Below are 12,510 nucleotides of genomic sequence, written 5' to 3'. Positions count from 1 at the left end.
ACCATGAGCAACTACACCAAGCGCACCAAGCAAGCACTGGCCCAGCGCGTGGCCCAAGACATTTTTGACGGTGCCTACGTCAACCTTGGCATTGGCCAGCCCACGCTGGTGGCCAACTACCTGCCCGAGGGCATGGAAGTCGTGCTGCACAGCGAGAACGGCATTCTGGGCATGGGTGCCGCCCCCGCCGCTGGCGAGGAAGACTACGACCTCATCAACGCAGGCAAACAGCCCGTGACGCTGTTGCCGGGCGGTGCCTTCTTCCACCACGCCGACAGCTTTGCCATGATGCGCGGCGGCCACCTCGACATCAGCGTGCTGGGCGCGTTTCAGGTCTCGGCCACGGGCGATCTGGCCAACTGGAGCACCGGCGAAGCGGGTGCCATCCCCGCCGTGGGCGGTGCGATGGACTTGGCCGTCGGTGCCAAGCAAACCTGGGTCATGATGGACTTGCTGACCAAAAAAGGCGAGAGCAAGGTCGTGCAGGCCTGCACCTACCCGCTGACGGGCATTGCCTGCGTCAAGCGTATCTACTCCGACCTGGCCACGCTGGAATGCACGCCCAACGGTCTCCAGCTGATCGACATCGTCGATGGCCTGACCTTGGCCGAACTGGAACAAATGGTCGGCCTGCCGATCGCTGCCGCCTGATACCGTTTTCTGGAGACCACACATGAACCAAGCCTTTATTTGCGACGCCATCCGCACCCCCTTTGGCCGTTACGGCGGCGCCCTGAGCAGCGTGCGCGCCGACGACCTGGGCGCTGTGCCCCTCAAGGCGCTGATGGCGCGCAACCCCAACGTGGACTGGGCCGCCGTGGCCGACGTGATCTACGGCTGCGCCAACCAGGCCGGTGAAGACAACCGCAACGTGGCCCGCATGTCCAGCTTGCTGGCCGGTTTGCCCATCGAGCTGCCGGGTTCCACCGTCAACCGCCTGTGCGGCTCCGGTCTGGACGCCATCGGCACCGCCTCGCGCGCCATCAAGTCCGGCGAAGCCGGCCTGATGATCGCGGGCGGCGTGGAAAGCATGAGCCGCGCCCCGTTTGTCATGCCCAAGGCTGAAAGCGCCTTCAGCCGTGCCAACGCCGTGTACGACACCACCATTGGCTGGCGTTTCATCAACAAGCTGATGAAGGCTCAGTACGGCGTGGACAGCATGCCCGAAACCGCTGAGAACGTGGCCGTGGACTTCAAGATCGAGCGCGAAGCGCAAGACCTGATGGCCTACCACAGCCAACTGCGCGCCGCCGCTGCCATCAAGGCTGGTCACTTGGCGCGCGAGATCTGCCCCGTCACCATTCCGCAAAAGAAGGGCGATGCCATCGTCGTGGACACCGACGAGCACCCGCGCGCCACCACGCTGGAGGCACTGGCCAAGCTCAAAGGTGTGGTGCGCCCCGACGGCAGCGTGACCGCAGGCAACGCTTCCGGCGTGAACGATGGCGCTTGCGCGCTGTTGCTGGCCGACGAAGCCCACGCCGCCAAGTATGGCCTGACCCCCAAGGCCCGTGTGGTCGGCATGGCCACCGCTGGCGTGGCACCGCGCATCATGGGTTATGGCCCGACCCCTGCCGTGCAAAAGGTGCTGGCCCAGACCGGCCTGATGCTGGCGCAAATGGACGTGATCGAGCTCAACGAAGCATTTGCGGCTCAAGGGCTGGCCGTGCTGCGCGGCTTGGGCTTGGCCGACGACGATGCCCGCGTCAACGCCTGGGGCGGTGCGATTGCGTTGGGCCACCCGCTGGGTGCCTCGGGTGCCCGCTTGGCCACCACTGCCATCAACCGCCTGCACTTCACGGGTGGCCGCTACGCCCTGTGCACCATGTGCATTGGCGTGGGCCAAGGCATTGCCGTGGTGCTGGAACGCGTCTGAGTTTCACATTCGGCGCCTTGGGCGCCGCACCGCCACCCGCCGCCTGATACCGTACCGCCGCCGCTCCCGCACCCGCGTGTCGGGCCATAGGTGGCGGTGAGGCAGTGGCTGGGTGTATCACCACATCCGCGCCCTTGGTTGGCTGTGCCGCCGCAGGGCGTGGAGGTTCTTGCAACATAAAAAATCACTGGAGACAAAACCATAAACTTTTCCCGAACCAAGACCCTGACCGCCGCCATGACGGCCGCCGCTGTGCTGACCCTGCCCCAGCTGGTCACCGCACAAAGCTTGAGCCAAGACGCCATCGACGCGCTGAAGCACAGGGTTGAGCGCGTGCAACCCAAGATGGTTGAATGGCGCCGCCACATCCACCAGAACGCCGAACTCTCGGGCCAAGAAGTCCAGACGGCCGCTTACGTGGCCAAGCACCTGCGTGCGCTGGGTTACGAAGTGCGTGAACGTGTGGGTGGCACTGGCGTGGTCGGCGTGCTCAAGGGTGCCAAACCGGGCCGCACCGTGGCCTTGCGCGCCGACATGGACGCGCTCCCGGTGGCCGAAGCCTCTGGCCTGCCCTTCGCCTCCAAACAGAAGCAAAAATACATGGGCGCTGAAGTGCCGGTGGCCCACGCCTGCAGCCACGACGGCCACACCGCCATGCTGATGGGCGCGGCCGAAGTCTTTGCCGGCATGCGCGACCAAATCGCGGGCACCATCGTGCTGGTGTTCCAGCCCGCCGAAGAAGGTGCGCCGCACGAGCTCAAAGAAGGCGAGAAATTCGGTGCCGCCGCCATGGTGGCCGACGGCGCGCTGCTGCAACCCAGGCCCGAAGCCATCTTTGCCGCCCACCTGATCCCCAACCTGCCGCGCGTCATCGCCTACAAGACCGGCCCGGTGTTCGCGTCGTCCGACGTGGTCAAGATCCGCATCAAGGGCAAGCAGACCCACGGTGCCATGCCTTGGGCTGGTGTAGACCCCATCTCGGTCGGTTCGCAACTGGTTAACTCTTTGCAAACCATCGTCTCGCGCCAGCTCAACATCAGCAAAGAACCTGCTGTGCTGTCGATGGGCAAGTTCGTGGGCGGCAACCGCAACAACATCATCCCCGAAAGCGTGGAATTGGAAGGCACGCTACGCACCTTTGACCCAGATTGAGCGGCAAGCCTCGGGGTTCAGCCCGAGGTTCGAGCGATCAGGCCGGGACGGCCTGCTTGGTGGTAAACTGCCTTCCGTTGCGACAACAGTTCCAAATTCTTCTTTTGCCATTAGGCAGTTGGAACCGAGCACAGAAATGTCCGGTAATTCGCCGTCCCGCATGGGAGTCCGAGAGGTAGGCGCTTTGCTGAATGAGTCGGCGCAAGCTGATGCGGTCGGGCATGGCCGTCCTGTAGAGGGAATCCCCGCCATTAATGGCGGGGAGGATGTCAAGAAGACATGCGCCGCGATGCCAAGGAACGCATCCGCAAGATGGCCACGCTGATTGCCGAAGCCAACGGCGCCACCGCCGAAGTCACCTTCCCGCCGGGCGGCTACTCCGCCACCATCAACCCCGAACAGCTGATGAACGACATGGTGCCCATCCTCAAAAAAATCAGCGATGGCAAGACCATGCCAGCGTCCAAGATGATGGCATCTGAAGATTTTTCCGAGTTCCAGAAGGAAATTCCAGGCGTGTACATCATGGTGGGCGCACCGCCGGTGGGCAAGGAGCCGCACACCGCCGCGCCCAACCACAACCCGGCGTTCGACTTTGACGAGGGCATGATGCAGGTGGGCACCAAGGCCATGGCGGGCATGGCGCTGGAATTCCTCAGCCAAATGATGAATGGATCGAGGTTGCGGATGGCGTAGCGTCAGCCACGCATCAGCGCCTCGATCTCATCGCCGTCTACCGGCACGCCGCGTGTGATCAACTCGCAGCCCGTGTCGGTGACGATGGCATCGTCCTCGATGCGGATACCGATGTTCCAAAACTCCTTGGGCACCCCGGCAGCTGGGCTGATGTACAGGCCCGGCTCGATGGTCAGCGCCATGCCGGGGCGCAGGATGCGGCTCGGGCGTTCGCGCACCGGCTGGCCCGTCACGGGGTCGTTGCGCCCGGTGGGGCGGCCCGGTTCGCCTGGTTCGACGTAGCTGCCCACATCGTGTACGTCCAGCCCCAGCCAGTGGCCGGTGCGGTGCATGTAGTGGCGGAAGTAGTGGCGTTGTTCGATCACGTCGTCCAGGTGGCCCACGTCGTTTTTGTTCAGCAGCCCCAAGTCCAGCATGCCTTGGGCCAACACGCGCACCGTGGCATCGTGCGGGTCGGTAAAGCGGTTGCCCGGTTTCGTTGCGGCAATCGCGGCTTCTTGCGCCGCTAGCACCAAATCGTACAGCGCGCGCTGTGGCCCGCTGAAGCGCCCGTTGGCCGGAAAGGTGCGTGTGATGTCGGATGCGTAACCGTCCAGTTCGCAACCGGCATCGATCAGCACCAGTTCCCCATCGCGCACCGGCGCGTTGTCGGCCCGGTAGTGCAGCACGCAGGCGTTGGCCCCGGCGGCCACAATGCTGCCGTAGGCGGGGTACTGCGAGCCGTGTTGGCGGAATTCGTGCAACAACTCGGCATCCAGGTGGTACTCGCGCACCTCTTGCCCGCCACGTAGCATGCGCGCGCAGCGTTGCATGGCCCGGATGTGCGCCTGTGCGCTGATGTCGGCGGCACGCCGCATCACGCCGATCTCATGTGTGTCCTTGAACAAACGCATTTCGTCCAGCAACACGCACACGTCGCGTTGCGTGTCGGGGCAGGTCGCACCTTGGCGTACACGGGCGCGCACTTGTTGCAGCCAGCCGTCGATCCGTGTTTCCAGTCCGGCGTGGACGGCAAACGGGTACCAGACCGTGTTGCGGTTTTCCAGCAACTGTGGCAGGCGGGTGTCCAGTTCGTGTACCGACCACGCCTCGTCCACCCCCAGCGCTGCGGGCGCGGCCTGCGGCCCCAGCCGGATGCCGTCCCAGATCTCACGTTCCAGATCCTTGGGTTGGCAGAACAGGGTGGTATGCCCTTCGGCGGTAATGACCAGCCAGGCCCGGGGTTCAGTAAACCCGGTCAGGTAGTAGAAGTAGCTGTCAAAGCGGAACAGGTATTCACTGTCGCGGTTGCGTTGGCGTTCTGGTGCGGTGGGGATGATGGCCACCCCCCCATCACCCAGTTGGGCGGCCAGTCGGGCACGGCGGTCGGCGTAAATGGCTTGGTGCGGGATGGCGCTCATGTTGGGTGGCCTCACAACGGCAAAAATCAGATGGAGATGTGGCCCGCGTTCAAGGCGGCCAACCGTTGTGGCGTGCCCACGTCGGTCCAGTGGCCCTGGTACAGCTCGGCACTGACGCAACCCGCGTCCATGCCACGGCGCAACAACGGCCCCAGCGGTGCGGCCACGCCGTGCGGGTTGCCCAGGGCGATGTCGCACAGCGGCGGCGCAAAAAAAGCGCGCTTGTACAGGCCGATGGTGCTGTAGGTGTAACACGGTTCGGCGTGTTCAGGGGGCAGGTTCAGGGCCAGTCCTTCAGGGCTGAGACCAAAGTCGCCGTGCGGGTGGTGTTCCGGGTTCGGCACCAGCCACACATGCGCCATTGCGCTGCTGGCGGCAAAACGTTGCACCGCTTCTGGGCTGAACACAAAGTCGGGCACAAACACATCGCCCGCCAGCAACCAGAACACCTCATCGAGTTGTGGCAAGGCGCGCGCGATGCCGCCAGCGGTTTCCAGCGCGTGGCCAAAGTCCTGCACTTCCATCGAGTAATGCAGCGCCAAGCCCGCCGCTTGCTGGCCCCAACGGGCCGGAATGTGCTCGCCCAGCCAGCCGGTGTTGATCAGCACAGCGCGCACACCGCCGCGCGCCAGCGCCTGCAAATGCCATTCCAGCAAAGGCTGGCCTTGTACCGCCAGCATCGGTTTGGGCTGGTGGTCGGTCAGTGGGCGCATGCGCTCACCGCGTCCGGCGGCCAGCACCATGGCTTGTGCGCGCGGTGGCATCACACCCCGGCAGCGTGGGCCTGCTGGTCGGCGTGGTAGCTGGAGCGCACCATCGCGCCCACGGCGGCGTGGGTAAAGCCCATCTCATAGGCTTTGGCCTCGAACATTTTGAAAATGTCCGGATGCACGTAGCGGCGCACCGGCAGGTGGTGCCCGCTGGGGGCCAGGTATTGGCCGATGGTCAGCATCTCGATGCCGTGGGCGCGCATGTCGCGCATCACGTCCAGGATTTCCTCGTCCGTCTCGCCCAGGCCCACCATCAGGCCGCTCTTGGTCGGAATGCCGGGGAAGCGGGCCTTGAAATCTTGGAGCAGCTTGAGCGAGTGCGCGTAGTCCGCGCCCGGGCGCGCTTCCTTGTACAGGCGCGGCACCGTTTCCATGTTGTGGTTCATCACATCCGGCAGGCCGTCGGCCAGCACGTCGAGCGCCTTGTCCAGACGGCCCCGGAAATCGGGCACCAGCACCTCGATCTGGGTCTGGGGCGACAGCGCGCGCGTCTTCTGGATGCAGCTCACGTAATGCGCGGCACCCCCGTCGCGCAAGTCGTCGCGGTCCACACTGGTGATCACCACGTACTTGAGCCTGAGCTCGGCAATCGTCTTGGCCAGGTTGTCCGGTTCGTTGGCGTCCAGCGGGTCGGGGCGGCCGTGGCCCACGTCGCAGAACGGGCAGCGGCGTGTGCACTTGTCGCCCATGATCATGAAAGTGGCGGTGCCCTTGCCAAAACATTCCCCAATGTTGGGGCAGCTGGCTTCCTCGCACACCGTCACCAGCTTGTTGGCGCGCAGTGTGTCCTTGATTTCGTAAAAGCGCGTGGTGGGTGAGCCCGCCTTGACGCGAATCCAGTCCGGCTTTTTCAGCGTTTCTGCCGGTACGATCTTGATGGGAATGCGTGCGGTCTTGGCCTGGCTTTTTTGCTTGGCGCTGGGGTTGTAGTTCTCAGCGTCGGCGGCGTGGCGCACTACGTCGGAAGTGTTCATCTGGTGGTATGCAAAATACAGTGGGGCGGTTCGGCCTGGGCCGATGAGGGCCTCAAGGGGTCAACAAGGCCAGCAGTTGCTGGCCCAGCACCTCGGTCACGGTGGCGGTGTCGGTCGATACGCCCATTGTAGAAAGATCCACCGTTTGCAGTCCGGCGTAGCCACAGGGGTTGATACGCGCAAAGGGTGTCAAGTCCATCGCCACGTTCAGGGCCAGACCGTGGTAGGTGCAGTGGCGGCTGACCTTGATGCCCAGCGCGCTGATCTTGCCCAGGCCACGGAACGGGTCGTCGCCGGGGGCCACATCGCGCAAGGCGCTGTGGTCAAATGGGTCGGCCAGCCGCACGTAAATGCCCGGAGCACCCGCCACGCGGTGCCCGGTGATACCGAAAATGCGCAGCGTGCGCAGCACCGCTTCTTCCAGCCGGTACACATATTCCTTGACGTAATAACCGGCGCGCTTCAAATCCACCAGCGGGTACGCCACCACCTGACCGGGGCCGTGGTAGGTGACTTGGCCGCCCCGGTTGCTTTGCACCACCGGAATATCGCCTGGCTGGAGCACGTGTGCTGCCAGCCCCGCCAGCCCTTGCGTATAGACCGGATCGTGCTCACACAGCCACAGCGCATCGGGCGTGTCGGGGCTACGTTCGGCGGTGAAGGCTTGCATGGCCGCGTAGGTCGTGGCGTAATCCACCTGGCCCAGCTGGCGCACGTCCCAGCCGCCAGTGCTCACAGCGCGACCTTCACCATCGGGTGCCCCGACAGCGCGCGGTACAAATTGTCCAATTGTTCGCGATCAGTGGCCATCACGGTCAGCGTGATGCCCAGGTAGTTGCCGCCCTTGCTCTGGCGCAGCTCGATGCGGGTGTCGGCCTCAAAGCTCGGGTCAAACTGGCGCGCCACCGCCACCATGGTGTCCACAAAACCGTCCACATTGGCCCCCATCACCTTGATCGGGAACAGGCACGGGTAGTCGATCAGCGCGTCCAGGTTGGGGGCCGCAGCAACAGAAGAAGGGGGAACAACAGAGGCGCTCATGGTCAGGCAGCAAAGGCGGTGAAGGGGGGAGGTTGGGCGGCCTGCACAGAGGGCGCCGCAGCGGCTATTGTGCCCGCGCCCGCACCGAAATGTGGTGTCGGACGCACGCACCAACACACCTGTTTCGCCCAAAAGCTGGGCCAAACAGGGTTTCTACGTATAATTGAGGACTTTGCAGTAGCGATCGGTTGTAAACAGGGTGTAATTTGTCATGCAGAAAATCACATCCGCTCACACAGCAGATCCTGCTGCATGTGACCCAGATAAAGACGAAGCGTCCGATTTCAAGCCCCTGACGCCCGAAGAAGCCCAGGCCTGGCGTCAGCGCCAGACCAGCACCTCGCCCTGGCGCGTGGTGGGGCTGCAGCTGCTGGTGGGGGCGCTGGTGGTGCTGTTGGCATGGTGGTTCACGGGTCGCACCAACGCGGCCCAGTCCGCGGCCTACGGTGCGCTGGCGGTGGTGCTGCCTTCGGTGTTGTGGGTGCGCGGCATGTTGCGCAGCACGCGCCTGCAGCACTCGGGTTCGGCCATGGCCAGCCTCCTGTTCTGGGAGTTGGCCAAGGTGGCCCTGACGATCGCTTTGTTGTTTGCGGCGCCCAAGGTGGTGCCGCAGTTGGACTGGCTGGCTTTGCTGGCAGGTTTTGTGGTGACGATGAAGGCGTACTGGCTGGCCCTGGCCCGTTCGGTGCGCTCCAAGTTGGTCAAATAAGTCAATGGAAAAATTGGTGACATATGTCTGCTGCTGAAAACGCTGGTACACACGGTCCGAATGCTGGGGAATACATCCAGCACCACTTGCAACACCTGCAAAAGGATTTCAACTTTGCCAGCGTCAAGCAAACCAGCATTGTGGACTTCAGTGTCTTCAATCTGGACTCGGTGGCCTACTCCGTCATCCTGGGCGTGATTGGCTGCTTCCTGCTGTGGCTGGGCGCACGCAAGGCCACCTCCGGCGTGCCGGGTCGCTTCCAGGCGGCGGTCGAGATCATGTCCGAAATGGTGGAAAACCAGGCCAAGGGCCTGATCAAGAGCCCGACCAGCCGCAAGCTGGTGTCGCCGCTGGCCCTGACCGTCTTTGTCTGGATCTTCCTGATGAACGCGATGGACATGCTGCCAGTGGACGCGCTGCCCCAGTGGTGGCACACCGCCGGCCCGGCCATGGGCTTCAAGGATTACATGCGCGTGGTGCCGACGGCCGACCTGTCCACCACCCTGGGGCTGTCCACCAGCGTGCTGCTGGTGTGCCTGTTCTACAACATCAAGATCAAGGGCCTGGGCGGCTGGGCGCACGAGCTGGTGGCAGCACCGTTTGGCGACAACCCGCTGCTGTACCCGATCAACTTCCTGATGCAGATGATTGAATTCATCGCGAAAACCGTTTCCCACGGCATGCGACTGTTCGGCAACATGTTTGCTGGCGAACTGGTCTTCATGCTGATCGCCCTGATGGGCGGTGTGTGGGCCTGGCAGTTCAACCCCGCTGACGGGATGTTCTGGCTGGGTATCGGGCATGTGATTGCTGGTACCGTGTGGAGCATCTTCCACATCCTGGTGATTACGCTGCAAGCCTTCATCTTCATGATGTTGACGTTGATCTACGTGGGGCAGGCCCACGAAGCTCACTGACCTTCCCCTCGTTCGTTTGTTTTTTTCTTTCCATCCATTTCTTAAGGAGCAATCATGGAAAACATTCTCGGCCTCGTCGCTCTGGCTTGTGCTTTCATCGTCGGTCTGGGTGCCATCGGCGCTTCCATCGGCATCGCGTTGATGGGTGGCAAGTTCCTCGAATCCTCCGCTCGCCAGCCTGAGCTGATGAACGAGCTGCAAACCAAGATGTTCATTCTGGCCGGTCTGATCGACGCTGCGTTCCTGATCGGTGTGGCCATCGCCCTGCTGTTCGCTTTCGCCAACCCCTTCCTGCCGAAGTAATTCCCGGATCCCTTTCACGACCGAAAGGAATGAACCGTGAACATTAACGCAACCCTGTTCCTGCAGGCGGTCGTTTTTGCGATCCTGGTGTGGTTCACGATGAAATTCGTGTGGCCCCCGATCACAAAGGCGCTGGATGAGCGGGCCCAGAAGATCGCCGACGGCCTGGCCGCCGCCGATCGGGCCAAGGCTGAACTTTCCTCCGCCAACAAGCGTGTGGAAGCTGAGCTGGCCTCTACCCGCAACGAGACCGCTGCACGTCTGGCCGACGCCGAGCGCCGTGCCCAGAGCATCATTGACGAGGCCAAGGCCCGCGCGACCGAGGAAGGCAACAAGATTCTCGTCGCCGCCAAGGCCGAGGCCGAGCAGCAAACCGTCCAGGCCCGTGAAGCCTTGCGCGAGCAAGTGGCGGCACTGGCCGTGAAGGGCGCTGAGCAGATTCTCCGCAAGGAAGTCAACGCCAGTGTCCACGCGGATTTGTTGAATCGTCTGAAGACCGAGCTGTAAACAGCTCAAGGCAAAGAAGACCATGGCAGAACTTGCAACCATAGCCCGACCCTACGCCGAAGCGCTGTTCAAAGCGCAGGTTTCCGATTTGGCCGGCACGGCCGCATGGCTCGATGAGCTGGCGGCTGTCGCTGCCAATGCGCAACTGCAGCAGTTTGCCGACAACCCCAAGGTGTCGCATCAGCAGGTGCTGGACGTGATCGTGAGCGTGGTGAAAACCCCGCTCGGGGACGCAGGAAAGAACTTCCTGCAGGCCGTGCTGGAAAACGGTCGTCTGGTGGCCTTGCCCGAAATTGCCGGCCAGTTCCGCGCGTTGAAAAACGCCCAGGGTGGTTCCGCCGATGCCACGGTCTTCAGTGCCTTCCCCATCGAGTCTGCCGCGCTGGCCGACTTGGCCGCGCAACTGGAAAAGCGCTTTGCCCGCAAGTTGCACCTGGATGTGCAACTCGACCCTGAGTTGATTGGCGGTGTGCGTGTGGTGGTGGGTGACGAGGTGCTCGACACTTCCGTCAAGGCACGACTGGAAAAAATGAAAGCGGCCCTCACCGCCTGACGGTGCCGGGTAACCCGACGTTTATAAGGATAGGAAAGAGTCATGCAACTCAATCCCGCAGAAATTTCTGAACTGATCAAGAGCCGCATCGAAGGTCTGTCCGCCAGTGCCGACATTCGCAACCAGGGCACCGTGGTGTCCGTGACCGACGGTATCGTGCGCGTGCACGGCCTGTCGGACGTGATGCAAGGCGAGATGCTGGAATTCCCGGCCACCAAGGACGGTGCACAGACTTTCGGTCTGGCGCTGAACCTGGAGCGCGACTCGGTGGGCGCCGTGATCCTGGGTGAATACGAGCACATCTCCGAAGGCGACACCGTCAAGTGCACGGGCCGCATCCTGGAAGTGCCGGTCGGCCCCGAGCTGGTGGGCCGCGTGGTCAACGCGCTGGGCGCCCCGATCGACGGCAAGGGCCCGGTCAACGCCAAGATGACCGACGTGATTGAAAAAGTGGCCCCGGGCGTGATTGCACGTCAATCCGTGGACCAGCCGCTGCAGACCGGCCTCAAGTCCATCGACTCGATGGTGCCCGTGGGCCGTGGCCAGCGCGAACTGATCATTGGCGACCGCCAGACCGGCAAGACCGCCGTCGCGATCGACGCCATCATCAACCAGAAGGGCCAGGGCGTTACCTGTATCTACGTCGCGATCGGCCAGAAGGCGTCCTCGATCAAGAACGTGGTGCGCGCGCTGGAACAAGCCGGCGCGATGGAATACACCATCGTCGTCGCCGCTTCGGCTTCCGAGTCCGCTGCCATGCAGTACCTGTCGGCCTACGCCGGCTGCACCATGGGCGAGTACTTCCGCGACCGCGGCGAAGACGCGCTGATCGTGTACGACGACCTGTCCAAGCAGGCCGTGGCCTACCGTCAGGTCTCGCTGCTGCTGCGCCGTCCGCCGGGCCGCGAAGCCTACCCGGGCGACGTGTTCTACCTGCACAGCCGTCTGCTGGAGCGTGCCGCTCGCGTCAACGCCGACTACGTCGAAGCTTTCACCAAGGGCGCCGTCAAGGGCAAGACCGGTTCGCTGACCGCACTGCCGATCATCGAAACGCAAGCCGGTGACGTGTCCGCCTTCGTGCCGACCAACGTGATCTCGATCACCGACGGCCAGATCTTCCTCGAAACCAGCCTGTTCAACGCCGGCATCCGTCCCGCCATCAACGCCGGTATCTCGGTGTCGCGCGTCGGTGGTGCCGCTCAGACCAAGCTGGTCAAGAACCTGTCCGGTGGTATTCGTACCGACTTGGCCCAGTACCGTGAGCTGGCCGCGTTCGCGCAGTTCGCCTCCGATCTGGACGAAGCCACCCGCAAGCAGCTCGACCGTGGTGCCCGCGTGACCGAGCTGCTCAAGCAGGCCCAGTACGCACCGCTGTCGATCAGCCTGATGGGTGCGACGCTGTTTGCCGTGAACAAGGGCTTCATGGACGACATCGATGTCAAGAAGGTGCTGGCCTTTGAATCCGGCCTGCACCAGTTCCTGAAAACCAGCCACGCCGCTCTGCTGAACAAGCTGGAGCAGAACAAGGCCATGGACAAGGATGCCGAAGCCCAATTGAACGCTGCCATTGTGGCGTTCAAGAAGTCTTTCGCCTGAGTCCTGAAGACGAGCT

Annotated in this window: 15 protein-coding genes, 1 tRNA gene and 1 pseudogene; 11 read left to right on the top strand and 6 right to left on the bottom strand. The window is 63.2% G+C overall.

Translation table 11 applies throughout. The features are described from left to right. Nucleotides 1–3 precede the first annotated feature (3 nt). From CON76_RS08670 to CON76_RS08655, 4 genes are all read left to right on the top strand, one after another. Nucleotides 4–651, top strand: a complete 648-nt coding sequence (locus tag CON76_RS08670; RefSeq protein ID WP_101102961.1) for a 3-oxoacid CoA-transferase subunit B — start codon at nucleotides 4–6, stop codon at nucleotides 649–651. A 22-nt stretch (nucleotides 652–673) separates the two neighbouring features. Further along, complete coding sequence (pcaF, locus tag CON76_RS08665) at nucleotides 674–1,876, top strand: 3-oxoadipyl-CoA thiolase (protein ID WP_101102960.1); 1,203 nt, start codon at nucleotides 674–676, stop codon at nucleotides 1,874–1,876. Between the two features lie 237 nt (nucleotides 1,877–2,113). Beyond that, nucleotides 2,114–3,028, top strand: a complete 915-nt coding sequence (locus CON76_RS08660; RefSeq protein ID WP_101102959.1) for an amidohydrolase — start codon at nucleotides 2,114–2,116, stop codon at nucleotides 3,026–3,028. A gap of 279 nt (nucleotides 3,029–3,307) precedes the next feature. After that, nucleotides 3,308–3,724, top strand: coding sequence for a M20/M25/M40 family metallo-hydrolase (locus tag CON76_RS08655; protein ID WP_101102958.1), 417 nt, complete (start codon nucleotides 3,308–3,310; stop codon nucleotides 3,722–3,724). 2 nt (nucleotides 3,725–3,726) lie between these two features. Here the strand turns inward: CON76_RS08655 and CON76_RS08650 are convergent, their stop codons facing one another. The 5 genes from CON76_RS08650 to CON76_RS08630 are packed head-to-tail and all read right to left on the bottom strand — an operon-like array spanning nucleotide 3,727 to nucleotide 7,909. Next, on the bottom strand, nucleotides 3,727–5,124 hold the full coding sequence (locus CON76_RS08650) for an aminopeptidase P N-terminal domain-containing protein (protein ID WP_101102957.1): 1,398 nt from the start codon (nucleotides 5,122–5,124) through the stop codon (nucleotides 3,727–3,729). A gap of 26 nt (nucleotides 5,125–5,150) precedes the next feature. Next, a complete protein-coding gene (locus tag CON76_RS08645; protein WP_101102956.1) occupies nucleotides 5,151–5,888 on the bottom strand; it encodes a nucleotidyltransferase family protein in 738 nt (245 codons plus the stop codon). Then, nucleotides 5,888–6,868, bottom strand: a complete 981-nt coding sequence (gene lipA, locus CON76_RS08640; RefSeq protein WP_101102955.1) for a lipoyl synthase — start codon at nucleotides 6,866–6,868, stop codon at nucleotides 5,888–5,890. Before lipA ends, CON76_RS08645 begins: the two co-directional genes overlap by 1 nt. Before the next feature lie 52 nt (nucleotides 6,869–6,920). Then, nucleotides 6,921–7,604: a lipoyl(octanoyl) transferase LipB gene (lipB, locus tag CON76_RS08635; RefSeq protein ID WP_101102954.1), complete on the bottom strand. Its 684-nt coding sequence runs from the start codon at nucleotides 7,602–7,604 to the stop codon at nucleotides 6,921–6,923. Beyond that, entirely contained in the window at nucleotides 7,601–7,909 is a 309-nt protein-coding gene (locus CON76_RS08630; protein WP_101102953.1) for a YbeD family protein, read from the bottom strand. The genes lipB and CON76_RS08630 overlap by 4 nt, the downstream gene beginning before the upstream one ends. A 211-nt stretch (nucleotides 7,910–8,120) precedes the next feature. On the opposite strand from CON76_RS08630, the gene CON76_RS08625 reads away from it, so the two are divergent. The 6 genes and pseudogenes from CON76_RS08625 to CON76_RS13855 form a co-directional block, all read left to right on the top strand. After that, on the top strand, nucleotides 8,121–8,618 hold the full coding sequence (locus CON76_RS08625) for an ATP synthase subunit I (RefSeq protein WP_101102952.1): 498 nt from the start codon (nucleotides 8,121–8,123) through the stop codon (nucleotides 8,616–8,618). Between the two features lie 23 nt (nucleotides 8,619–8,641). After that, a complete protein-coding gene (gene atpB, locus CON76_RS08620; protein ID WP_101102951.1) occupies nucleotides 8,642–9,535 on the top strand; it encodes a F0F1 ATP synthase subunit A in 894 nt (297 codons plus the stop codon). Between the two features lie 54 nt (nucleotides 9,536–9,589). Further along, nucleotides 9,590–9,838 carry a F0F1 ATP synthase subunit C gene (gene atpE / locus CON76_RS08615; RefSeq protein WP_101102950.1) on the top strand — a complete coding sequence of 83 codons (249 nt, stop codon included), beginning with the start codon at nucleotides 9,590–9,592 and terminating at the stop codon, nucleotides 9,836–9,838. 36 nt (nucleotides 9,839–9,874) lie between these two features. Further along, nucleotides 9,875–10,345, top strand: a complete 471-nt coding sequence (locus tag CON76_RS08610) for a F0F1 ATP synthase subunit B (RefSeq protein WP_101102949.1) — start codon at nucleotides 9,875–9,877, stop codon at nucleotides 10,343–10,345. Between the two features lie 22 nt (nucleotides 10,346–10,367). Beyond that, a complete protein-coding gene (locus CON76_RS08605) occupies nucleotides 10,368–10,898 on the top strand; it encodes a F0F1 ATP synthase subunit delta (RefSeq protein WP_101102948.1) in 531 nt (176 codons plus the stop codon). Nucleotides 10,899–10,940: 42 nt separating this feature from the next. Next, nucleotides 10,941–11,171: pseudogene (locus CON76_RS13855) on the top strand (F0F1 ATP synthase subunit alpha); the annotation flags it as partial. Between the two features lie 425 nt (nucleotides 11,172–11,596). On the opposite strand, the gene CON76_RS13120 reads toward CON76_RS13855, so the two are convergent. Continuing rightward, nucleotides 11,597–11,681: transfer RNA gene (locus CON76_RS13120), tRNA-Pro, on the bottom strand. On the opposite strand from CON76_RS13120, the gene CON76_RS13115 reads away from it, so the two are divergent. After that, the gene (locus CON76_RS13115; protein ID WP_169929021.1) at nucleotides 11,655–12,494 is read left to right on the top strand and encodes a F0F1 ATP synthase subunit alpha; all 840 of its coding nucleotides are present in this window, start codon (nucleotides 11,655–11,657) and stop codon (nucleotides 12,492–12,494) included. The genes CON76_RS13120 and CON76_RS13115 overlap by 27 nt on opposite strands. Nucleotides 12,495–12,510: the final 16 nt, after the last annotated feature.

Source organism: Macromonas bipunctata (assembly GCF_002837135.1).
Lineage (GTDB): Bacteria > Pseudomonadota > Gammaproteobacteria > Burkholderiales > Burkholderiaceae_C > Macromonas_A > Macromonas_A bipunctata.
The sequence above is the reverse complement of the archived record's forward strand: the minus strand, read 5'-3'. Positions and strand labels throughout refer to the sequence as shown.

Excerpts from the sequence above, each read along its gene's own strand:
- CON76_RS08670 (WP_101102961.1), top strand. The coding sequence starts at position 4 with ATGAGCAACTACACCAAGCGCACCAAGCAAGCACTGGCCCAGCGCGTG.
- pcaF (WP_101102960.1), top strand. The coding sequence starts at position 674 with ATGAACCAAGCCTTTATTTGCGACGCCATCCGCACCCCCTTTGGCCGT.
- CON76_RS08660 (WP_101102959.1), top strand. The coding sequence starts at position 2,114 with ATGACGGCCGCCGCTGTGCTGACCCTGCCCCAGCTGGTCACCGCACAA.
- CON76_RS08655 (WP_101102958.1), top strand. The coding sequence starts at position 3,308 with ATGCGCCGCGATGCCAAGGAACGCATCCGCAAGATGGCCACGCTGATT.
- CON76_RS08650 (WP_101102957.1), bottom strand. The coding sequence starts at position 5,124 with ATGAGCGCCATCCCGCACCAAGCCATTTACGCCGACCGCCGTGCCCGA.
- CON76_RS08645 (WP_101102956.1), bottom strand. The coding sequence starts at position 5,888 with ATGCCACCGCGCGCACAAGCCATGGTGCTGGCCGCCGGACGCGGTGAG.
- lipA (WP_101102955.1), bottom strand. The coding sequence starts at position 6,868 with ATGAACACTTCCGACGTAGTGCGCCACGCCGCCGACGCTGAGAACTAC.
- CON76_RS08630 (WP_101102953.1), bottom strand. The coding sequence starts at position 7,909 with ATGAGCGCCTCTGTTGTTCCCCCTTCTTCTGTTGCTGCGGCCCCCAAC.
- CON76_RS08625 (WP_101102952.1), top strand. The coding sequence starts at position 8,121 with ATGCAGAAAATCACATCCGCTCACACAGCAGATCCTGCTGCATGTGAC.
- atpB (WP_101102951.1), top strand. The coding sequence starts at position 8,642 with ATGTCTGCTGCTGAAAACGCTGGTACACACGGTCCGAATGCTGGGGAA.
- atpE (WP_101102950.1), top strand. The coding sequence starts at position 9,590 with ATGGAAAACATTCTCGGCCTCGTCGCTCTGGCTTGTGCTTTCATCGTC.
- CON76_RS08605 (WP_101102948.1), top strand. The coding sequence starts at position 10,368 with ATGGCAGAACTTGCAACCATAGCCCGACCCTACGCCGAAGCGCTGTTC.
- CON76_RS13115 (WP_169929021.1), top strand. The coding sequence starts at position 11,655 with ATGCAGTACCTGTCGGCCTACGCCGGCTGCACCATGGGCGAGTACTTC.